At 66.3% G+C, this 20,873-nt stretch carries 17 protein-coding genes and 1 pseudogene; 9 read left to right on the top strand and 9 right to left on the bottom strand.

Going from position 1 to position 20,873, the window contains the following annotated elements:
• The first annotated feature begins 8 nt into the window (after positions 1 to 8).
• A complete protein-coding gene (locus ASG52_RS12545; RefSeq protein ID WP_056243477.1) occupies positions 9 to 1,187 on the top strand; it encodes an acetate/propionate family kinase in 1,179 nt (392 codons plus the stop codon).
• A gap of 64 nt (positions 1,188 to 1,251) precedes the next feature.
• Here the strand turns inward: ASG52_RS12545 and ASG52_RS12540 are convergent, their stop codons facing one another.
• From ASG52_RS12540 to ASG52_RS27135, 6 genes are all read right to left on the bottom strand, one after another.
• Positions 1,252 to 2,568, bottom strand: a complete 1,317-nt coding sequence (locus tag ASG52_RS12540; protein WP_056243436.1) for a hemolysin family protein — start codon at positions 2,566 to 2,568, stop codon at positions 1,252 to 1,254.
• A 76-nt stretch (positions 2,569 to 2,644) separates the two neighbouring features.
• On the bottom strand, positions 2,645 to 5,365 hold the full coding sequence (locus tag ASG52_RS12535; protein ID WP_056243435.1) for a cation-translocating P-type ATPase: 2,721 nt from the start codon (positions 5,363 to 5,365) through the stop codon (positions 2,645 to 2,647).
• Complete coding sequence (locus tag ASG52_RS12530) at positions 5,362 to 6,009, bottom strand: BON domain-containing protein (protein WP_056243433.1); 648 nt, start codon at positions 6,007 to 6,009, stop codon at positions 5,362 to 5,364. Before ASG52_RS12530 ends, ASG52_RS12535 begins: the two co-directional genes overlap by 4 nt.
• 100 nt (positions 6,010 to 6,109) lie before the next feature.
• Entirely contained in the window at positions 6,110 to 8,452 is a 2,343-nt protein-coding gene (locus ASG52_RS12525) for a glycoside hydrolase family 65 protein (RefSeq protein ID WP_353612480.1), read from the bottom strand.
• Complete coding sequence (locus ASG52_RS12520; RefSeq protein ID WP_056243475.1) at positions 8,416 to 9,117, bottom strand: HAD family hydrolase; 702 nt, start codon at positions 9,115 to 9,117, stop codon at positions 8,416 to 8,418. Before ASG52_RS12520 ends, ASG52_RS12525 begins: the two co-directional genes overlap by 37 nt.
• Before the next feature lie 29 nt (positions 9,118 to 9,146).
• A complete protein-coding gene (locus ASG52_RS27135; RefSeq protein WP_156383919.1) occupies positions 9,147 to 9,302 on the bottom strand; it encodes a hypothetical protein in 156 nt (51 codons plus the stop codon).
• A 232-nt stretch (positions 9,303 to 9,534) separates the two neighbouring features.
• Here ASG52_RS27135 and ASG52_RS12515 point away from each other — a divergent pair, with 232 nt between their 5' ends.
• The 5 genes and pseudogenes from ASG52_RS12515 to ASG52_RS12495 all read left to right on the top strand — a co-directional run bounded on the left by ASG52_RS12515 (position 9,535) and on the right by ASG52_RS12495 (position 11,908).
• Positions 9,535 to 10,185, top strand: a complete 651-nt coding sequence (locus tag ASG52_RS12515) for a BON domain-containing protein (protein WP_056243428.1) — start codon at positions 9,535 to 9,537, stop codon at positions 10,183 to 10,185.
• Positions 10,186 to 10,255: 70 nt separating this feature from the next.
• Positions 10,256 to 10,642, top strand: a complete 387-nt coding sequence (locus tag ASG52_RS12510) for a hypothetical protein (protein WP_056243426.1) — start codon at positions 10,256 to 10,258, stop codon at positions 10,640 to 10,642.
• Between the two features lie 45 nt (positions 10,643 to 10,687).
• Positions 10,688 to 10,891: a DUF2934 domain-containing protein gene (locus ASG52_RS12505; protein WP_056243424.1), complete on the top strand. Its 204-nt coding sequence runs from the start codon at positions 10,688 to 10,690 to the stop codon at positions 10,889 to 10,891.
• A gap of 104 nt (positions 10,892 to 10,995) precedes the next feature.
• Positions 10,996 to 11,106, top strand: a pseudogene (locus ASG52_RS28325) (VIT1/CCC1 transporter family protein); the annotation flags it as partial.
• Between the two features lie 241 nt (positions 11,107 to 11,347).
• Positions 11,348 to 11,908, top strand: a complete 561-nt coding sequence (locus ASG52_RS12495) for a recombinase family protein (protein ID WP_056243421.1) — start codon at positions 11,348 to 11,350, stop codon at positions 11,906 to 11,908.
• Between the two features lie 246 nt (positions 11,909 to 12,154).
• Here ASG52_RS12495 and ASG52_RS12490 read toward each other — a convergent pair whose 3' ends face one another.
• The 3 genes from ASG52_RS12490 to ASG52_RS12480 all read right to left on the bottom strand — a co-directional run bounded on the left by ASG52_RS12490 (position 12,155) and on the right by ASG52_RS12480 (position 17,770).
• Complete coding sequence (locus tag ASG52_RS12490) at positions 12,155 to 12,334, bottom strand: DUF2934 domain-containing protein (protein WP_056243419.1); 180 nt, start codon at positions 12,332 to 12,334, stop codon at positions 12,155 to 12,157.
• 90 nt (positions 12,335 to 12,424) lie between these two features.
• Positions 12,425 to 15,409 carry a hybrid sensor histidine kinase/response regulator gene (locus ASG52_RS12485; RefSeq protein ID WP_082552520.1) on the bottom strand — a complete coding sequence of 995 codons (2,985 nt, stop codon included), beginning with the start codon at positions 15,407 to 15,409 and terminating at the stop codon, positions 12,425 to 12,427.
• Between the two features lie 1,158 nt (positions 15,410 to 16,567).
• Positions 16,568 to 17,770 (bottom strand): PDDEXK family nuclease, encoded by a 1,203-nt coding sequence (locus tag ASG52_RS12480; RefSeq protein ID WP_056243418.1) that lies wholly within the window; start codon positions 17,768 to 17,770, stop codon positions 16,568 to 16,570.
• Positions 17,771 to 18,263: 493 nt separating this feature from the next.
• Here ASG52_RS12480 and ASG52_RS12475 point away from each other — a divergent pair, with 493 nt between their 5' ends.
• From ASG52_RS12475 to ASG52_RS26280, 3 genes are all read left to right on the top strand, one after another.
• A complete protein-coding gene (locus tag ASG52_RS12475; RefSeq protein ID WP_056243416.1) occupies positions 18,264 to 19,418 on the top strand; it encodes a hypothetical protein in 1,155 nt (384 codons plus the stop codon).
• Positions 19,419 to 19,423: 5 nt separating this feature from the next.
• Positions 19,424 to 20,008, top strand: coding sequence for a hypothetical protein (locus ASG52_RS12470; RefSeq protein ID WP_056243415.1), 585 nt, complete (start codon positions 19,424 to 19,426; stop codon positions 20,006 to 20,008).
• Positions 20,009 to 20,580: 572 nt separating this feature from the next.
• Positions 20,581 to 20,814 (top strand): helix-turn-helix domain-containing protein, encoded by a 234-nt coding sequence (locus ASG52_RS26280; RefSeq protein WP_156383918.1) that lies wholly within the window; start codon positions 20,581 to 20,583, stop codon positions 20,812 to 20,814.
• The last annotated feature ends 59 nt before the right edge of the window (positions 20,815 to 20,873 follow it).

Raw genomic sequence — 20,873 nt, 5'->3', positions numbered from 1 at the left:
AGATGCGCATGATCCTCATCCTCAATGCCGGCTCGTCCAGCCTGCGCTGCGCCCTGTTCCGGGACGGCCAGGACGCTGCCGTCTGGCGCGTTCACGTGGCCGGGATCGGCAATGCCCTGAAACTGACGGTCACGGGTGGGCTCGACCTCGCAGACGATCCACCGCCCGATGGCGACCTCGATGCGGTCGTCGGCTGGCTCATGGCGCGCATGCTGCGCCTGCCCGACCTCCGCCTGCGGGCGGTCGGGCACCGGATCGTCCATGGTGGCACCCGGCACGTCGGCCCCGCTCGCGTCGACGAAGGTCTGATCGCCGAGTTGGAAGCGTTGGCGCCGTTTGCCCCGGGGCACCAACCACAGGGGCTCGCCTGCATCGCCGCCGTCGGCGGGGCGTGGCCCGACCTGCCGCAGGTTGCCTGCTTCGACACCGCATTCCACCGAACCCAGGACCGCCTCGCGCAAATCGAGGCGATCCCGCGCGGCCTGACCGAGGACGGGCTCCCGCGCTTCGGCTTCCATGGCCTGTCGTACGCCCACGTCGCACGCATGCTACCCCGCCTCATCGGCAAGACGGCGAAGGGTCGTATCGTCGTCGCCCATCTCGGCCACGGCGCCAGCCTCTGCGCCATGGCGGACGGACGCAGCGTCGCCACAACGATGGGGCTTACGACCCTGGGGGGCCTGATGATGGGCACCCGGTCCGGCACCGTCGATCCCGGCCTCGTACTCCACCTGATCCAGTCGCGGGGCATGACCGCATCCGAAGTCGCCGACCTGCTCGAACGGCGCTCCGGCCTTCTCGGCGTCTCCGGCATCAGCGACGACGTCCGTGTCCTGGAGGCCAGCGAGGCCCCGGAGGCGCGTGAGGCCCTCGACCTGTTCGCCTACCGGATCGCGCGAGAGACCGGCTCCCTTGCCGTTGCCCTCGGCGGCCTGGATGCCCTCGTCTTCACCGGCGGCATCGGGGAGAACGCGGCGGCCATCCGAGCCGATGTCTGCGGAAGGCTGGCCTGCCTCGGTCTCGACCTCGATCCGGGGCGGAACGACCGAGGCTGCACGCGGATCGAGCGGGTTGGCGCGACGATCCCGATCCTGGTCATGCCGGCCGACGAGGAGCGGGAGATCGCCCAAGAGACGGAGGGCCTCGTCGGCACCCGAATGACCGCCTCCCCATCACCCCCATCGTAGTCGCCACATACGCTTGGCGATCCGTTGGCATCACCGGCGGTCAGAACGCGATGCGCCTGTCGGCTCAAACCACCCGGCAGGCGAGGATCTTGTCGATGCGGCGACCGTCGAGGTCGACCACCTCAAAGCGCCATCCCCCGGCATCGAAGGCGTCCCCGACAGCAGGTATCCGTCCCAGTTGGAAGATCACGTACCCCGCCAGCGTGGTGAACTCGTCGGAATCGGGGATTTCTGTGAATTCGAGACGCTCGAACGCCTGGCGCGCCGGCATCATCCCGTCGATCAGCAGCGACCCGTCTGCCCGCTCGACCACATCGGGCTCCTCCCCGTGCTCGGGAATGTCGCCGGCGATGGCCTCCAGCAGGTCGGTCTGGGTGACGATGCCTTCGAGGCTGCCGTACTCGTCCACCACCACGGCCATCCGCATCGGCTGGCTCTGAAAGGTCTCCAGCACCGCCAGGATGGTCATGCTCTCGTGGACGACGATGGGCGGCTGCGTGGCGCCCCCGATGTCGATCTCCTTGCCGTCGAGCATCTGGTCGAGCAGGTCCTGCTTACGCACCACCCCGACGATCTCGTCGACTACGGCGCGGCTGACCACGACCTGTGCGTGGTCGCAATCCCGGATGGCCTTGAGGACCACGTCCCGGGCATCGTCGACGTCCAGCCAGAAGACCTCGTGGCGCGGGGTCATGATGTCCCGGACCTTGCGCTCGCCGATGGAGAAGATGCGCTCGACCGCCTCCTGTTGGGCCTCCTGGATGAGGCCCCCCTCCTGGCTCGCCTGGATGAGAAGGTTGAGCTCGGCGGTCGAATGCAGCGAGCCCTCGCCATGCCCGGGCTGGAGGCCGCACAGGTGCAGAACGCCGTTGCCGAGCGCGTTCAGGAACAGGATGGCCGGTCGGAAGACGAGGAGGAACAGCCCAAGGGGACGGACGATGGCCAGCGCCGTCTGCTCGCTTCGCTGAAGGGCGAGGCTCTTCGGGGCGAGCTCGCCGAGGACGATGTGCAGCGAGGTGATGATGGCGAAGGCGATGACTACTGCGACCGTGTGGGAAGCCACCGTACCGAGGCTGTCCGGCAACCATGACAGGGCGGGCTCGATGAGGTGGGCGAGGGCCGGCTCGCCGACCCAGCCCAAGGCCAGGGAGGACAGGGTGATGCCGAACTGCGTCGCCGCCAGGTAGGCGTCGAGGCGGTCAGTCGCCCGCTGCAGGGCGGTGGCGTTCGCCTGCCGCTCCGAGACCAGCTCGGCGACGCGGCTTCGGCGGACCGAGACCAGTGCGAACTCGGCCGCCACGAAGAAGCCGTTGGCGAACACCAGGACCAGGACCGCGAGCAGTCCCAGCGCGGTCGACCATGCACCGTCGGAAATCGTCATACCCCTTTTCGAATGAAGGTCCGGACGTAGCGGCCCGACGCGATTCCCGCCTAATCGGAGAGGCGGGACGCCATCGCTAGCCGATGGGCCGGAACCAGGCCTGCCCGAGTTTGACGAGCTCGATCACGACGAACGGAGCGAACGCCCCCAACCCGACGACGCCCCAATCGGCCGTCGTCAACGGCACCGTGCGCAGCACCTGCATGAGCGGGGGGAAGTACACCGCGGCGAGTTGCAGGCCGACGCAGGCCGCCGTTGCCCCCCAGAGCCAGGCATTCGTGAACAGGCTCGACGTCAGGGCGGACCGTCGCTGCGAGCGGGCGCTGAAGGCGTGGACGACCTGGGTCATGGCGAGGGTCATGAAGGCGATGGTGACCGCGTGCCGAAGTCCCTCCTCGCCGACGCCGTACCACTCCATCCCAACAGCGAAGGCGGCGAGCGTGCATCCCCCGAGGAGCAGTCCCTGCCAGACGATCAGCCAACCGAAGGCCGGCGTCATCAGGGCCTGCTTCGGGTCGCGTGGCGGTCGCGCCATCACGTCGGGATCGGACGGCTCCAGCGCGAGCGCCATCGCCGGGAAGATGTCCGTGACGAGGTTTAGCCAGAGGATCTGCATCACGCCGAGCGGCATGGGCCACCCGATCATGACGGCGGCGAACACCGTGACGATCTCGGCGAGGTTGCAGGAAAACAGGTAATGGATGAAGCGCAGGATGTTGCTGACGATGACCCGGCCCTGCTCGACCGCGCCGACGATTGTCGAGAAGTCGTCGTCAGTGATGACCATGTCGGCGGCGTCCTTGGCCACCTCGGTGCCTCTGATCCCCATGGCGATGCCGATATCCGCCTTGCGCAGGGCGGGAGCGTCGTTGACACCGTCGCCGGTCATGGCGACCACGTTCCCGCGCCGCTGCAGGGCATCGACGATCCGTAACTTGTGTTCGGGTGATACTCGGGCGAACACGGCGGCGTCCGCCACCATGGCGAGCCAGCCGGCGTCGTCGAGACCGGCCAGGTCCCTGGCGTGGATGGTCTTGAGGGCGGTCCCGTCCGGGGCAACGTCCAGGCCGAGCTGGCGTGCGATCACGGCCGCTGTCGCCTCCTGGTCGCCGGTGATCATGACGGTGCGGATGCCCGCGGCGCGGCAGGTGGCGATGGTGGCCCTGACGCCCTCCCGCAGCGGGTCGCCCATCCCGACGAGCCCGACGAAGGTGAGGTCGCGCGTGAGGTCCGCCTCGACGAACCCTAGGGGCAGCACGCGATGGGCCAGCCCGAGGACGCGCAGCGCCGAGGCCGCGAGCGCTTCGTTCGTGGATTCGATGCGCGTACGTTCGGCTGGCAAAGACGATGCTATGCCGTCGGATCCCAGGACCGACGCGCTGGCTTTCATCACCTCCGCTGGCGCGCCCTTCACGTAGGCGACGTGCGTGCCCTCGGGCGTCACGTGCACCGTCACCATCAGCTTGGTGTCGCTGTCGAACGGGATCTCATGGGTTCGCGGATAGGCCCGTGCTGAGTCGGCGAGGTCCAGCCCGGCCTTCTCCGCCGCAACGATGAGCGCGGCCTCGGTGGGATCCCCGAGGGCCGTGGCAGCCTCTCCTGACCTGTCCACCCTGGCATCGTTGCACAAGGCGCCGATGCGCAAGGCGAGCCTCAGGGGCTCGTCCTGCCCGATGTCGACGGCTTCCCCGTCGAGGCTGAACCCACCCGCCGCCGCGTACCCCACCCCGGTCACCTCGAAGCGACGCGTGGCGACGTCGTAGGCCCGCACCGTCATCTCGTTGCGGGTGAGCGTGCCGGTCTTGTCGGTGCAGATCACCGTGGTGGACCCGAGGGACTCGACCGCCGGCAGCCGGCGGACCAACGCGTTCATGCGGGCCATGCGCTGCATGCCGATGGCGAGCGTCATCGTCGTCACCGCGAGAAGGCCCTCGGGCACGGCGGCGACGGCGAGCGAAATGCCGACCTCGACCATGTAGAGGAGCGCGTTGCCCCTGAGCCACCCGACCAGGATGATGACGAGGCAGAGGGCAAGGACGATGACGAGGAGGGCGCGGCTGAGCTCGGCGAGCTTCGCCTCCAGCGGTGTGCCGTGCTCGGCGACCCCCGCGATCAGCGCTCCGATCCGGCCGATCTCGGTGCGCGGGCCCGTGGCGGTGACAATGAAGCGACCGCGGCCGGCGGTGACCGTCGTGCTCCGGTAGACCATGCTCGTCCTGTCGCCCAGCGCCGCCCCGTGGTCTAGGACCGGGTCGGAGGACTTGGCGACGGGAAGGGACTCCCCTGTCAGCGCGGCCTCGTCGACCTGGAGGCGCGCCTGCTCGACCAACCGCCCGTCGGCATGCACGCGGTCACCCTCCGAGAGGAGCACGACGTCGCCGGCGACGAGGTCGGCCGTCTCGACCTGGTGGTCCCTGCCGTCCCGGACGACGCGGGCGAGCGAGACGGCCTGCTTGCGCAATCCGTCGAGGGCGGCGGCGGCCTTCCGTTCCGTGACGAAGCCGATGCCGGCGTTCAGCAGGATGACGACGAGGATGGCCAGTGCCTCGACGCGTTCACCGAGCGCCAGGGCGACGCCGCCGGCGGCGATCAGCAACGCCACCATCAGGCTCTGGAACTGATGCAGGAGGATTTTCAGCGCGGAGGCGGGCGCGGCCTTCGCGAGCGTGTTGGGTCCGTCGCGCGCCAGGCGCTCCGACACCTCGGCGTCGCTCAACCCGTAGGAGACGTTTGTGCCCAGGTCCCTTGCCGTCTCCGCGACCGAGTGTATCGGGAAGGGTATCACCAGCCCGGTCATGCTAGCATCAGGCGGTCGACCACCGCTCGCACTCCTGGTGCGGACCAGGCCGCTCGTTCGGCGACCTCGCGCTCGTGCCAGGCGTTCACGAAGCCTTCCAGGGTGACCTCGTCATCGACGACGGAGACCTGGATCGCATCGCCGTCCAGCTTGGCGTTCCGCTTCAGGGCCGCGAGGATCTTGGCCTTCACGTCGACCGCCTCGGCAGGGGGACGCACGGCGAGCAAGTTGAGCACGTCGGTCACGCCCGACAGCCTCCGGATGTCTGAGGCGGCGGCGACGCTCTGGAAGTAGTACGGGACGGACCCGTTGAGCGTGACGGCGCCCAGCTCGACCTTGACCTGGATGCCATGGGCCTGGATGCGCGAGTCCCAGGCGAGGACGTTCAGGACGCGTCCGGCGATCTCGACGTCGCCGGTCCTTTCCGTGTCCGGCCCGCGCACTTCGAGCGCCTCGGTAATGGCGCGTACGCCGCGCACCCTCTGCACGACCTTCTCGGCCGCGATCCTCTCGGCATAGGTCCCGACGCATCCGGACAGGCTGACGACGCCGTCATCCACGGCGACCCCGATATGCGCCGCGCCGACGCTCGGGTCGAAGTCGAGTTCGTCGAGGATGTGCTGTCGAAGCAGGGTGTCGTCCATGGTGATGCTCCCAGGTCGGCTGCGTGCCGATCCGACCGGGGACCTTCGTGAACGCGTGGGCGCCCTCGGTCTTTGCGCAGGATCAAAACGAAGCGACTGCTCAGGCTGCGACCAGTGATGGCAACGAGATAAGCCGGATGCTGATCGAGGCTCCGACGCCGAGGGTTCGCCGGCTGGGCCCGACCGAAACGACCATCGCGTCACCGCCCCTCAGGGTCGCGTCGAGTACGTTCCTCACGGGATCCACGGTGACGACAAGGTCTCGGCCCCGCCACTGCACCGGGAAGGAAAGCCTGGTCCAACCGGCCGGCAGCCGGGGCTCGAACGAGAGGCCGTCGGACCGGACCACGAGACCGGCGAACCCGAAGATCGCCACGAGCCAGATGCCGCCCAAGGCCGCGATGTGGACGCCGCCGGCAATGGCTACGTGGCTGTCGCCGAGATCGATGGCGGAGGTATCGCGAAGGTAGCCGAGCGCCACCTCCGACCGTCCCAACCGGGCGGCGGCGACACCGTGCAGGGCGCGGCTGAGGGAGCTGCCGTGGCCGCAGCGCGGGGCGTAGTGGTCAAAGTTGACCGTCCCCGCGTTGCCCGGGAACTCATCGGGGAGCAGGGCGAGCAAGGCGACGACATCGTCCTGCTTGACCACCTGCGAGGCCTGGGTGCGCTCGCGCCCGAGGACGACGTCCATCGGCACGGAGCGCCCGGCGTAGGCCGAGAGGTCGATAGGCTCCAGGTCGGAGTATCCCTCGAACTGCTCGAACAGGCCGGTTTCCGGATCAAGCCCGGTCGCCATCGCCGCGGCGGTCGTGCGCCAACCCTCCAGTTCGTCGGCGGACAGGCCGAGGCGTGTCGAGAGCCTAGCCCACCGGTCCGGCCAACGCTTGCCCATCAGCGCCGCGATGTCCAACCCGCGACGGAGGTTCCAGCGCGCCATAACGTTGGTGAAGGCGTTGTCGTCAATAGTCTCGTGGTACTCGTCCGGTCCGATCACTCCTCGGATGTGGTGGAGGCAATCGGCTTCGAGGCCCGCGCGGCTCCACCAGAACCGCGCCGTCTCCAGGATGATCTCGGCGCCGGCCTCCAGCAGGAACGCCGTGTCTTCGGTCGCCCGCCAATACTGCCAGACGGCGTAGGCGACGTCGGCGCTGACGTGCTGCTCCTGGGTGCCGCATAGGATGTCGACGATCTTGCGGTCTGGACCGACCACCTGGGCCGGGGTCGCCTCGTCACCGGTGTCGGCGGATTCCCAAGCGTAGAGCGCACCGCGCCACCCCATTTTGGCGGCCTTGGCCCGTGCCGCGTTGAGGGTGCGGAAGCGGTACGTCAGGAGGTCGCGGGCAGCCTGCGGCCACGTCATCGCGTAGAATGGCAGCAGGAAGATCTCGGTGTCCCAGAAGACGTGGCCGAGATAGTCGTCGCCCGTCAGGGCGCGGGCGCCGATGGACACGCGCTCGTCACCGGGGTCAGCCGCGCCGTTGAGATGGAAGACGGCGAACCGCAACGCCCTCTGCGCCTCTGGGTCGCCGTCGACGACGACGTCGCTGCGGTCCCATCGCTCGCGCCAGGCGGTCTCGTGGCGTTCGAGGAGACCGCGCCACCCGAGCCCTGTCGCGACGGCGAGGTCGGAGCGGGCGCGTCCGCCCGGATCGTCGACGGGTTCGTCGCCGCGCGCCACGGCGAGGATGCGTTGGAGCACGACGGTCTGGCCGGCCTGGACGCGCAGGCTCCAGGACCACCTGCCGGCGATTCGGACGGTGGGGAGTTGCGTCCGTCCATCGATGACCACCGCGGCATCGATGGCGATGGCCAGGGCCTTGCCGGATTGCCGCGTGCGCCAGACACCGAGGTCGGGGTCCGCCGTGACCGGGATGAGAAGGGGTGACGCCTCACCGGACGTCACGTCGAGGGTGATCTCACCCATACCCCGCTCGACGGCGAGCTCGATCAGTTGCAGGACGATGCCGCGCATATCCAGCGAGACAAGGCGAAGCGTGGATAGGCGGATGTCGAGGACCGCCCCGGGGGGCTGCCGGACCTGGGTAAGCAGGACGCCACGTCGCATGTCGAGGGTCACGTCGCGGGACGACGGGTCGGGGCAGGCGAGGTAGGGGCCGTCCGGCAAGCCGATGCGAAGCTGGAGCCAGTCGGGTGCTGGAAGGCGTTCGGGGATCGGGGCGCCCACGAGGGCCGTGTCGAACAATCCGGCGACGTAGGTGCGCGGAGGGAGCGTCCGGCACGCCCTGAGATCCGTCGCGAGTGCACCCCGGAGGCCGAGGAAGCCGTTGCTGATCGCGAAGCGGGTCTCGAAGCTGCTCTCGCGCAATGGGTCGTACCCGACCTCGCTGAGCAGCCAGGCCGGGTCGGCGGTCGGACGGAATGCATGGTTCATCGGGCGTGGTCCTGTCATGCGGCGGGCCGGTGCTTGGTGGATGCCGCCCACTCGGGGATGAGGACCTCATCAAGGCTCGCCACCACGCGCTCGGCGCCGACGGCGCGCAGCCCATCGGCGTCGTCGAGCCTTGCCACGCCGAGGGTGGCCATGCCGCCGGCAAGCGCCGCGGCGATGCCGGCCGGGGCGTCCTCGACCACGATGCACCGGGTCGGGTCGACGCCGAGTTCCGCGGCCGCCAGCAGGAAGATCCCGGGATCGGGCTTTCCGCGCGGAAGGTCTCGGCCGCAGACCGTGACGGCGAAGGCGTCGAACAGCGTCCCGCCGGGATCGAGGGCGACCGTGCGCATCATCGATTCCGCATTCCTGGACGACGAGGCTGCGGCGATGGGCCAGCCGTCCGCCCTCAGCCTGCGAACGAGGCGAAGCGCGTCCGGGAATGCGACCACCCCCTCCGTCCCGATAAGGTGCTCCAGGCATCGCTGCTTGGCCGCGGCATAGGCCTGAGCCACATGGTCGGCGTCTGGCACCCCCAGTGCGACCAGGGCGGAGCGTGCTCCGTCCCGCCTCGACCTGCCGGCCACGTCGGCCTGATACATCGCGGTGGTGAAGCGTCCCGGGTCGGCAATGCCATGGAGCGCGTCGCGCCAGGCACGCTCGTGGGGCGAAGCGAGCAGGACCCCGTCGACGTCGAAGATCCAGGCGTCGAGCCGCATCCTCGGTACGGCGACGCCCGCGACGGTCCTCAGGATACGAGCCACATGAGGCAGACGACGGCCGCCGATCCAATGACGGCGAGCCCCAGCATGCGGAAGCTTTCCGCCAATGGGTCGAGCGTCGCCGATACAGGTTTCACCTGTACGTTGGCGGCATCGGTCCACGATGCGATGTGCGTGTTCATGGCCGCATTGCCCTTCGATTGCCGGTCGTAACTGGTTCGACCGATCCCGACGCGAAGATGGCCGCATCATCCCGACCGATCCTTGCGCTGGATCAAGGATCGGGCCCGCCGCACCGCCTACGTTGGCCGGATGCTGGGACACGCCTCGACGTGGACGCCGGACAGCCTTTCACGGGGTAGGTCGCAAGCCGTCCCTGGCATCGTCCAAGCAAGCACGTCCCAGGAGACCATCATGTCCCACGACACCAGCTTGCAGCATCGCGTCACCGCCGAACTGATCTGGGATCCGGCGGTGACCTCCTCGGAAATCGGCGTCACGGCCAAGGACGGCGTGGTCGCCCAGTCCGGTCAGGTCGAAACCTACTACGAGGAGATCGCCGCCGAGGCCGCCGCCTGCCGCGTCAGGGGCGTGAGGGCCCTCGTTCAGGAGATCGAGGTCGTGGTGCCCTATGCCCGCAAGCGGTCCGACGAGGACATCGCCACGACCGCCATCGCCCGTCTCGCCTGGAACGTCGTCGTGCCGCCGGACCGCGTCTTCGTGAAGGTCTCGCAGGGCACCGTCACCCTGACCGGCGAGGTCGACCACCACTTCGAGGCCGAGGTCTCCGAACGGGAGATCCGACAGCTGTCGGGCGTCGTCGCGGTGAACAGCCGCATCGCAGTCAAGCCGCAGGTCGACCTCGAGGCCGTCAGCGACAGCATCAGCGAGGCGCTGGATCGCTCGTGGCTGTTCGACCCGAAGACCGTGACCGTCAAGGCGGATGGCGGGACCGTCTACCTCGGCGGAACCGTCCGCTCGATGCAGGAGCGGCGCGAGGCGGTCGGCGCGGCCTGGGCGTCCCCTGGCACCACGGCGGTCGAGAACCGCATCAGCGTTGTCTGAGCGGCGCGACGCCCATGCCGGTCCTCACCGGCCCGACAGTGGGCTTGAGTCCCGAAAAAGGAAATCGACCATGAGCAAGCCCCACCACGAGCACGGCCGGTCCCCGAACGGCGAGGATGCCTGCGTCGATGACGGTCGCCGCATCGAGGGTGCCACCGACGAGATCTTCTCGCGGGCCCATGTCGCTGTGCAAGACGTCGCGGACCAAGCGACGCACCTGGCGCAGGCTGCCCTGGAGCGTGGAGAAGCCGGTGTTCACAAGGTCGAGCAGTCGAGCCGCGGCGGGCATTCCCACGGAGGCCGACATCGCGGGACGTCTCCCTTCGCCACCGCGTTGGCCGTCGGCGCTATGGGCTACGCCATCGCCACCCTGATCCAGGGAAGCTTCCGGAAACGTCGTAGCCCCACCGCGCGCGCACTGCCGGACAAGGTCATGCCCGCAGCACCTGCGGAGTAGCCGCCATACTTCGCCATCGCCCCCGACCCTTGCGGAAAACAGAGCATGCCCACCGAGACGACGCGGACCGAAGGCGACATCCGTCTCCGAGCCTTCGAGCTCTGGAACCTGCGCGGCCGCCCGCATGGCTACGAGGTCGAAATTTGGCTCCAGGCCGAACGCGAGCTTGAGGGCAATAGGAGCGGTCGGCCGGTGCTACCCGACGGGGACTTCGTGAAAAGCGGGTCGGGGTCCGATTGCTGCTGCTGACCGGAGCGCCCGATCACCCCGGAAAGGGGTGACACCCGGCATGTTGACGGCCATCACCTGTCATGCCACGCCCCCACCGCGTCCATCGAGAAACCCTGATGCCGATGCGCCCGACCCACAGCGAAGACCACCTGATCGACCGCATCGGCTGGCTGCGGGCGGTGGTGCTCGGCGCCAACGACGGCCTCATAGCCTTTCGCGGGTCCTTGTCGGGTCCGTCGCAGACGCTGTACGGGCGACCAGTAAGTCCTGATGTCGTGACCGCCCTGAGAAGGTCCGCTTCTCCGCTCGGAGCAGACGCCTCGTCCGGCAAGCCGCTAGGTCTGCAAAGGGTCAAAAGGTACACCCTGTGAGCCAGCGAACAGCGTAGCCTCTGGGAGTGGATCAAAGGTGTTGATTTGTTCTGAGCCACCCGTCACGTCGTGAGCCATACCTTTTGAGCCAAGGCAGGGCGGGATGTCGACGATCGGGTACGTTAGGGTCAGCACGGGCGACCAGAGCGTCGAGGCACAGCGGCACAGCATCGAGCAGCGCTACCAGGTCGCGGAGTGGTTCGCCGACGAGGGCGTGTCCGGGGCCGTGCGCGCCCTGGAGCGGCCGGGCTTCTCCGATCTGTTCAAGTACGTCCGCAAGGGCGACACCCTGATCGTCGGCGCCATCGACCGTCTGGGGCGCAACACCCTCGATGTCCTCTCCACCGTCGAGGCCCTTCAGGCGAAGGGGGTCGCGATCATTAGCCTACGCGAGGGCTTCGATCTCTCCACCCCGATCGGTAAAGCCATGCTCACGATGCTGGCCGCCGTAGCCGAGCTGGAGCGCGCCAACAGCAAGGCACGGCAGTTGGCCGGCATCCAGCGCGCGAAGGCCGAGGGCAAGGCGCTTGGGCTGAAGAAGGCGATCGACGACCGTTCAGTGGTTGCATGGCGCCAGGAGAACAATGCCACCATCGCGGCTACGGCCACACATTTCGGGATCTCGACAGCCAGCGTGAAGCGCGCCTGTCGGCTTCCAGCATGACGCGCAATTAATGCGGGTGCGGCAGCTCGCCTAAATCTGGGCTGCCGCTGCTCGGAGGCGGAGTGTCTCGCATGGTTCTAGGGCAGATAGCTGCCTTCGATCGCAGGCATCTCCAGTCTGACGTATGGCGGCCTTCCGTGTCTCATGACCCCGCCTCGTTTGGGTATATCTGTCGCGTCGGTTCGACCTAACCCGTGCTCCTCAGCATGAACGTTCGGGCGTTGGTCGCCGGCCGTTGTGCAAGGCTCAGGAGGTTGAGGCCTTCTCCTGCCGGGATCGACGGGCTTGACGCTCAGCACGCAGCTCGCGCTCGGCCATCACCCAGAATTCGATCTCGAAGCCTTCCGGCCGGTGATTGCGCTCCCACAGCTCATAGGCGCGCTGTCGGATCTCGGCGGCAGTGATTGGCGGTTCATCCTGCGACATGGACACGAGATCTCCCTAGCCGCGGGTGAGGCAGCAGGCATTCCAAGCCCAAGCCGCTGCTTAGGGTCATTAAGGCCGAACTGGACGGTCTCACGCGCTGATCAGCTCGCGGATGCGGGCAGCCAGGGCGTCGACGGCGAACGGCTTGGTCAGCACCGCCATGCCCGGTTCGAGCTGACCGTTGTTGAACAGCGCGTTTTCCGCAAACCCGGTGATGAACAGCACTTTGAGGTCCGGGCGGCTCACCCGAGCCGCGTCCGCCATCTGCCGCCCGTTCATCCCGCCCGGTAGCCCTACATCGGTCACGAGCAGATCGATCCGCGCGTTGGATTGCAGCACACGCAGGCCCCCGGCGCCATCGGCGGCCTCGATCGCGGTGTAGCCGAGATCCCCCAGCACGTCGGTGACCAGCATGCGCACGGTCGGTTCGTCGTCGACGATCAGAACGGTTTCGCCGGCTTGGGCGAACGCCTCCACGGGTGCATCCGGCAGGGCCTCGTCGGGTTCCGCCTCACCCCGGTGGCGGGGCAGATAGATGCTGACGGTGGTGCCGTCGCCCTCCTTAGAGTGGATGCGCACCTGCCCGCCGGACTGCTTGGCGAACCCGTAGATCATCGATAGGCCGAGACCGGTGCCCTGGCCGATCGGTTTGGTGGTGAAGAACGGCTCGAACACCCGGGCGATCACCTCCGGCGGCATGCCGGTGCCGGTATCGGTAACGGAGAGGGCAAGGTACTCGCCCTCCGGCATGTCTTGCCGCAGGCTCGCCAGGCGGTCGATCCGGCGGTTGCCGGTCTCGATCGTGATGCGGCCGCCCTCCGGCATCGCGTCACGCGCGTTGATGCAGAGGTTCAGCAGCGCGTTTTCGAGTTGGGACGGATCGACCAGCGCCGGCCATAGACCGACCGCTTCGGCATGCTGCACCGCCACGCTCGGCCCGACGGTTCGCTGGATTAGGTCGAGCATGCCGGTGACGAGCTTGTCGACGTTGGTGGCCTTGGGGTCGAGCGTCTGCTGGCGCGAGAACGCGAGCAGGCGGTGGGTCAGGGCGGCGGCCCGCCTGGCTGCCCCCTGCGCCGCGACCATGTACTTCTCGACGTCCTTGATCCGGCCCTGGCCGATGCGGGTGTTCATCAGCTCCAGACTGCCAGCGATCCCGGCCAGCAGATTGTTGAAGTCGTGCGCCAAGCCCCCGGTGAGCTGGCCCACGGCCTCCATCTTCTGCGACTGGCGCAGGGCTGCCTCGGCCTGGGCCAGTGCTTCAGCCTGGTTTCTCTCCGCGGTGATGTCGCGTCCCATGGCGTAGGTCACATCGCCGGCCGGCGCCGCCACCCAAGAGATCCAGCGTACGGAGCCGTCCTTGTGGCGGTAGCGGTTGACGATCCGCGGTGAGCCGCCCTCGGCAGCCTCGACATAGGCGTCGACGGTCTCGCTATGATCGTCGGGCAGGACGAACGCGTTGACGTGGTGGCCGACCAGTTCCGCCTCCGCATAGCCGAGCATCCGCGTCCAGGCCGGATTGACGCGCCGGAACACGCCGTCGAAGTCGATCACGAGCAGGAGATCAGGCGAGGTTTCCCAGAGGGTGTTCAGCTCGAGGGTCCGCTCCTGCACCTGCTGTTCGAGCGTGTCGTTCAGCCGGCGCAACTCCTCCTCGGCCTGCTTGCGCTCGGTCACATCGGTGAAGAAGATCGCGATCTGCCGCTCCTCGGGATCCCCGACCGGCACGGCGCGGACATCGAACCAGCGTTTGAACGCTTCGGCGTAGCTCTCGAAGGTGGCCGGCTCCCGGCTCTTGGCGACCCGCCCGTAGGTGTCGAACCAGAACCGCTCCAGGTTCGGGGCGAACTCGGTCACCCACTTGCCGCGCAGGTTGACCCCGGCCTGCTGCTCGAAGGCCGGGTTGGCTTCGAGAAAGCGGTAGTTCACCGGCCGGTCGTCGGCATCGAACTTGACCTCGACGATCGCGAACGCGGCCTCGATCGTCTCGACGATCGTCCTGAACCGCTCCTCGCTGCGGCGGAGCGCGCTCTCGGCCGAGCGCATCCGGGTGACATCGAGCATGGCGCCGATCATCCGCACGGCCCCACCGTCGGCCCGGCGGATCACATGACCACGGTCGAGCACTTCGGCGTAAGAGTCATCGGCCCGGCGGAAACGGTACTCATCGGTCCAGGCGGTGTCATCGCCGTCGATCACGGCATGGATCTTGGCCTCTATGCGCGCCCGGTCGTCCGGGTGGATCTGGGCGATCCACCAGTCGCCGGTCGGCTCGATGCTCTCCGGTGTATGGCCGTAGGCCCGGGTCAGGGCCTCGTTCCAGCGCACGGTGTTGGTGCCGAGGTCCCATTCCCACACCGCATCGTTGGCCGCCCTGGCAGCCAGCCGGTAGCGCTTCTGGGTTTCCTCCAGCGCCTCGCCGGCCAGGTGCTCGGCGGTGCGGTCGCGCAAGATCTTGACGAAGCCGAGATGCGTGCCGTCGTCGGAGCGCAGGGCCATCATCTCGCCCGATGCCCAGAACCGCCGACCGTCCTTGCGCAGGTGCCAGCGCTCGTCGGAGGCGCGTCCCGCCTGCAGCGCCTGCGCCATCTCATAGTCAACCCGGCCCTGGGCGCGATCCTCGAGGGTGAAGAACCGCGACGCGTCCTGACCGCGCATCTCGTCGGCCGTCCAGCCCATGACGTGCACGGCACCGGGGTTCCAGTCGGTGATGGTCCCGGCCGGATCGGTCACCACCATGGCGAAGTCGATCGAGCTGTCGAAGATCGCCCGCTGCCGCGCCTCGCTTCGGGTCAGGGCCGCGCGACTGGCGGTGAGTTCGGCGACCAGATCCTGGGATATGGCCAGGTCCGAGGCGGCCTCGCCGATCTGGCGTGTATGCTCGCAGGCCGCCTGCGCGGCGCCGGCCTGCGCATCGCAGGTGTCCCGGTGGGCCTGGGCGGTCTCAGCCCGGCTGGTTGCCAGGTCGCTAAGGCGCTGCGCGTCGCTATCGGCTGCCTTCAGCGCCGCACGGAGGCGTGCATTCTCGGCCTCAAGCGCTTCGCGGGAAAGGGAATTTGGCACGGCCCCGGACACACAACGTTTTTTGCTTGTCGGCCAGCGTTTACCCGCAAGTTGTTTTGCACACAATCAAATCAGCTACGGCGCCGATGGCTGGCTGCCGCTGTCACCGGATGGCGTGGCTCTCGCAGGACGCTGCAGCCTTGGGTGCAACAGGCTTCAGCTGAGCAGCAGGCTACAAGGCGAATGCCGGGAAACTGGAACCACCCAGGCTAATCCGGCGCCCGGTATCGGGGCGTGTGCCGTAGTTCGGAGCCGCATAGGGGCGGCGTGAAAGATCGTGGAGCATCGTCCCGACCAGGTCGCCAGCCGCTTGATTCAGCCGGTCAGCCCGGCAGGTTGCTGCCACCCGCACGCCCAAAGCATGGGTGTGACTGCGACCGTAGAGCCAGACTGCCAAGCTCGCTCGGGTCGCCTCCGGAATGCCATCCAAGAGAGCGGCAAGGGTGTCGGGCTCAGCGCGGGTGAGGCGAGCGACGAGTTCGAACGGCACGGGGCAGGTGCCGGCGAAGTCTTCGGCGCTGACTAAGCGAGCTTGATGCACGGTTGTAATTCCAGAATACACTACCCTGATGTCCAGCGCTGGTTAACGGTTCGTCAACGCACCATTGTCCGAGAGAGGCTCGGGAGCCGGTAGGCGCATTGATCGGCCCCCTGTTGCCCAAGAGGCATTCGGCTCGGCGTGACCAAGCTGGGTCGTAGCCGCCGCACTCGACAGCACGAGGCCGGCGGCGATCAGAAGACGATAGAGGGGAAGGCCGATCATCGTTCGAGGTCAGTCGTGGGGGATGCGGGGAATCAGCGCGGCTGCGGCGCCGGCACATGGATCTTGACCATCTGGTCGCTGATCGGATCGAAGACGGTGATGGTCATCGCGAGGCTCCAGCATCGGCACAGGGTCGGATGTCCGGCTAACGCCTCGAAGCGTGACGGTTTCCGCGTCGTGTTTGGATGTGGTTAGCCCTTCGTTAAGCCTGATAATTGGTGCCCGAACCGCCTCGAAGCCATCAGAGCGCAAGGCCGAAAACGTGCGACTGCGCAGCATCGATTACGTCCGCTCTGCCGGACGGCGGCACAGTCCGGTGAGGTCCGCAATTAATTGCGCGAGCACAACGCGAGGGTGATGCTCGTGCTGGCACTCCCTGTCAGGCACCCTGAAGGCGAAGCTGGTCTCTAGCCAAGAGCGGATAGGCGCGGCCGAAAGGCTGACACGAGCCGATCGCTCGTGTGCGCCAACCATGCGAGCTGAGCCTCTTCGTCGATCGACACGAGGGCGTCCACGCTCATGGTTCCGCTGTCCGCATCATCCTTCCAGGAAGCTCCAATACGCATCCCAGTTTCGGCCTCGATGTCCGGCAGTTCCGCACACAGAGTGTCGTAAGCAGCCCGGCCGGCTTCGCCCCGCAGTCTGAGGAACATGCCACATCGGCTGCTTGGACCCTGGGGTCCTTTCTCGCGGTAGAGCGTCATGCTCGCGGACGGCAGAGCGAGGCGCACCCAGTTGTTACCCCCATGGCTCGGAGGCGGCTGGTCGGGATGCGAGAACTGAGCCGTGGCGATGAAGCGATCCCAGAATTGCCGGTTCGCTGACGCGGTGGGAGCCGAGGAGAGCGTGGGGGCTTCACGCGGCGTGTCTCCTGAGACCGGAGCCGTAGCCACCGCAGGAGGCGGACTGGCGGTGTAGGGGAGAGCTTGCTGCTCGATCACCTTCGTTCGCAAAGCGATCTGGGGCGTGAGGAGGATCTGCCCGGATGGATTGGTCCACGCCGCAACCTCGACCAGGGCGAGGCGCGATCGCAGACCAGCCGCGGCTTCGAGGAAACCGCGAACGGCTTCGATCTCCGAGCGGATGCCGTCCCCGAGCACCACGAGATCGAAGGCGCCCGCGCTCAAGCTTTCGCTGACGGCATCAACGAATGCCGCCTCATCGGTGAGGCTCAGCCGATCGCGGGCGAGTTCCCAAAGCAGGTTCGAGGCCTGTCGGCCGATGCGTGTGGCCACGAGAGCAGAGAGGTCACCGTAGCTCAGCCTCCGCATCAGGCCGGCATATTCGAGCACCTGCCCGATCACCTCTCGTCGCGCCTGCGGATTGCGCCAGAGCTTGCACTCCACGAGCACGAGGCGGCCACGCCGAGTGACCCCCAACATATCGAGGAAGACGGGTCCGGTTTGGCCACGCAGCGTGAGTTCGCGGCAGAGGGGGGCAACGGCGCCTGCACCGGGATCGATCTCCTCGATCGGGATGATCTCGGGATGCTCGTAGGCGAGCCGTTGGAGCTGGTGCTCCCGGCCGAACGCTTCAGCGGAAGCCATGGCACGCGTGAGGACGAGGGGCTCATTCGTTATACCCTCAGGAAACAACAGCGCACGCGTCATCAAGGCATCCAAGGCAACCGGCGGAGCGGGCTTGCTACGGGCTGCCCCTTGCTGCGCAATTAATTGCTGAAGCCAAACTGCCTCTGCGCTTTCATGCGGCGGTAGGCAGGATCAAGCAATACGACCCAATTTCGGTATCGTCTCGGGTTGAGCGCGCAATTAGATCGGCATTTAACATCAAGCCCAAGCTGGCCTTGTCCGTCTCCTACCAACACAATCGCATCCGCCGCGATGCGATTGGCGATGCCATTTCCGTGTCCGATTAGAGCTAGTATGCGAGGAGGCCACTACCCCCTGAAACGAGAGAAATCCTGCACAGTTGCCGGTTAAATATAACCTGGTACGGTATGGCGAGCCTTGTGAGTAGCTCATTCGGGTTGTATGCTACGGCCTACTCGAAGAAGGGCCGAACGGCCGTCCAAGAGTCTTGAATCAAGCCCTCGCGGAGCTCCGCGAGGGTTTTTTGTTGCCGTCACGCCTCCACGAGACACCAATGATCCCTTCGGACAGCCCACATGCCCGCATGTTCGACCTGTGCGGCGACCACATGGCCACGATTGTGCTGGAGCGCCTCGTTTACTGGTGGCCCCGCGGCACCCGGCGCCAGTTGTCCGAGGCGGAGTGGTTATGCAAGCCCCGGCAACAGCTCGAAATTGAGTGCCGGATGACGGCTAAGCAGTGCCGGATGGCGCTGGAGATCCTGAAAGCCAAGCACCTCGTCGAAACCACGGCGGCGAAGTGGGCTGGGTCGGTCGGCCCCCTCATGCATTTTCGGCTGTTACCCCGCGCGCTGGTGCTGGTCCCAAAGCCGGTTCGGGATGAATTTTCAACCGCATCAGGGGGTAAAAATACCACGTCCAAGACGGGCTCCGTTATGGCCCCAAAAGGCCAAGTCCTAGATCATATGGTGGGTATAGATACTAAACCCTCTTACGGTTTCTCTTACGAGAAACCTACAGAGTGTTTAGATGCAAAAATTTTTTCCTCGGGGGAGATTTCGGGCAAAGACGAGGGCGTTACGGAGGGGATGTCTCTCCCGAAAAAGAGTAAGAAAATTTCGAGCGCAGAGTGTGGGAAATCGACTCCGAAGCAGAGCTCCCCCAAAACCCCCTCACCGGCCAAGGTTGCGATGCAGGCGAAGCTCGGGATGTCGGCTCCCGCGATCCTTGGGGCCAAAAAGGTGGCTGGGGCCCTCCCGGTGCCTAAGGCCGCGAAGGGCAGCGGTAAGCCGTGGCTGGGGCTGGTATGGCGCGAGGCCTATGCCGAGGCTTTCCCGAACGCATTCCAGGCGCCGTTGACCAAACAGCAACTTGGTCAACTCAAGATGATCGCTGCGAAGCTGCAACCTCTTGACGCAAAGAGCGTGATCCGGAAGATACTCAACAATTGGGTTTCATTTTCGTATGCGGTTATGAACGAAGCTGGAGCTCTCAAGATACCTCAGAAGCCCGAGGTTGGTGTGGTGCTGAAGTTCGTGAACGTGGCGGCGAATTTCAAAACCCCCGTGGTCAAGGCCGCGCCTGTCGCAGAGACCGGCTACGCCCCAGCCCCGGCGCAATTAATTGCGCAGACTTCGGAAGGAGCGGAGCCGATGCCTTCGAAGGCGGAGGTGATGGCGATGCTCCTGGGCACGGATGCAAAGGGATAATCGCCATGGGCACCATTCTCGGAGTTGACCCCTACGCCTCGAAGGTGCTGGTGCCGTCCGTGCACGGCCGCCTCGTCGCGGACCTGAAATTCTACGCTGCCGACACGGGCATCACCCCGGATCGGCTGTGGACTTCGATGAAGTCGCAGAAGGATCTCACCGACATCGAGGTGAACTACATCACCTCCTTTCGCCGGCAGTCCCTCAATGGGAAGGCGGGCCTTGTGTTCGTCGGCGACGACCCGCACCGCGACATCACCGAGGCGATGAGCCTGATGGCGGCCGCCTTGGTGCGGAACTTCATTCGAGCCCGGGTAATGACCCTGCCGGAGGTGTTGCAATACGCGGAAGAGCACGGGTACCCCGAGCACACCGCGCTGATGATCCCCGACTTCCACTTCGAAGCGCTCAAAGTGGGCGCTGTCTCGAAACACAAGGTGAGCCGGCTCGTGGGGCTCCTCTTGTCGCGATACCAGCACGGCCTCCAGACCGTGATTTACGTGTCGGACATGGACCGATTGGCTATGGACTACGGGCGCATGATCGCCCGGCACATCGAGAAAAATTTCGTTCGAGTGGATGTGGGCTGATCAAACGGGGCAAACTCACTCTGATCACTGATTTGAAGCCGCAAGCGCATCTTCTATCCTCAGGCCGCAACGCGGCGCCTGGGAAACATCGGCACGTGAAGTGAATGGGGTGTTCCCGGGTGCTTGCCGCCGAAAGGGCATGAGGGGCCATGAAAATAGCCTCTAGAATGAGCTCAGATGGCCCAAGAACGGCCGACAGTACTCATCCGGCTACCCGACAGCGCATTTCACTCTGGCTGCCCTCAGGGGCCCGCTAATCGCATTTTTCTATTTCAGTGGTCGGAAAGGTCTGCCCACAGAGTGCTCACCCACTCGCGTACCAGGGGCCAAGCACGCACGCGCACGACGAAATGCCTCCCGATACCGTTGGCTGAAGCAACCCACTTGTAGCCCCTCCCCGCGCAATTAATTGCACGGAAGCATAGCTCCGGCGCCCGATCGCCCTCGTCAAGACAAGTCCAGCTGATCCCACTCGCGTTCGACTCTGCGGACTGATACGATCTCAACATGGGCCGTGTGGCGGTCCGTCCATAACTGAGCATGATCGGCAATTGTCGCTAGGGGAGGACATAATGGGTAGACCAAAGGGTGCTGGAGGCAACATCGTCCTCGGATTACGCATCGTCCAACTGCGCAGGTGCAAGGGACTGTCGCAGAAACAGCTCGGCGATGCTGTGGGTGTCTCCTATCAGCAGATCCAGAAGTACGAGCAGGGCATCAATCGGATCGCGTCCGACCGGCTCAAGGGCATTGCCGCCGCTCTCGGTGAGAAGCGGCGTGGAAAAAGAACCCGGCTGAAGGGCTGATCGGCGTCCAATTGGGACCCACCCCCCGGCAGCTCACGTCATGCTCCCATCCAGTCCAG

The sequence above is a fragment of the Methylobacterium sp. Leaf456 genome (genome assembly GCF_001425465.1).
In the GTDB taxonomy this organism is placed as follows: domain Bacteria; phylum Pseudomonadota; class Alphaproteobacteria; order Rhizobiales; family Beijerinckiaceae; genus Methylobacterium.
The sequence above is the reverse complement of the archived record's forward strand: the minus strand, read 5'-3'. Positions and strand labels throughout refer to the sequence as shown.

Coding starts and splice junctions, on each gene's coding strand:
- ASG52_RS12480 (WP_056243418.1), bottom strand. CDS start 17,770: ATGACGCGTGCGCTGTTGTTTCCTGAGGGTATAACGAATGAGCCCCTC.
- ASG52_RS12515 (WP_056243428.1), top strand. CDS start 9,535: ATGTCCCACGACACCAGCTTGCAGCATCGCGTCACCGCCGAACTGATC.
- ASG52_RS12490 (WP_056243419.1), bottom strand. CDS start 12,334: ATGTCGCAGGATGAACCGCCAATCACTGCCGCCGAGATCCGACAGCGC.
- ASG52_RS12545 (WP_056243477.1), top strand. CDS start 9: ATGATCCTCATCCTCAATGCCGGCTCGTCCAGCCTGCGCTGCGCCCTG.
- ASG52_RS12495 (WP_056243421.1), top strand. CDS start 11,348: ATGTCGACGATCGGGTACGTTAGGGTCAGCACGGGCGACCAGAGCGTC.
- ASG52_RS12470 (WP_056243415.1), top strand. CDS start 19,424: ATGGGCACCATTCTCGGAGTTGACCCCTACGCCTCGAAGGTGCTGGTG.
- ASG52_RS12535 (WP_056243435.1), bottom strand. CDS start 5,365: ATGACCGGGCTGGTGATACCCTTCCCGATACACTCGGTCGCGGAGACG.
- ASG52_RS12520 (WP_056243475.1), bottom strand. CDS start 9,117: ATGCGGCTCGACGCCTGGATCTTCGACGTCGACGGGGTCCTGCTCGCT.
- ASG52_RS12530 (WP_056243433.1), bottom strand. CDS start 6,009: ATGGACGACACCCTGCTTCGACAGCACATCCTCGACGAACTCGACTTC.
- ASG52_RS12510 (WP_056243426.1), top strand. CDS start 10,256: ATGAGCAAGCCCCACCACGAGCACGGCCGGTCCCCGAACGGCGAGGAT.
- ASG52_RS12505 (WP_056243424.1), top strand. CDS start 10,688: ATGCCCACCGAGACGACGCGGACCGAAGGCGACATCCGTCTCCGAGCC.
- ASG52_RS12540 (WP_056243436.1), bottom strand. CDS start 2,568: ATGACGATTTCCGACGGTGCATGGTCGACCGCGCTGGGACTGCTCGCG.
- ASG52_RS12475 (WP_056243416.1), top strand. CDS start 18,264: ATGATCCCTTCGGACAGCCCACATGCCCGCATGTTCGACCTGTGCGGC.
- ASG52_RS26280 (WP_156383918.1), top strand. CDS start 20,581: ATGGGTAGACCAAAGGGTGCTGGAGGCAACATCGTCCTCGGATTACGC.
- ASG52_RS27135 (WP_156383919.1), bottom strand. CDS start 9,302: ATGAACACGCACATCGCATCGTGGACCGATGCCGCCAACGTACAGGTG.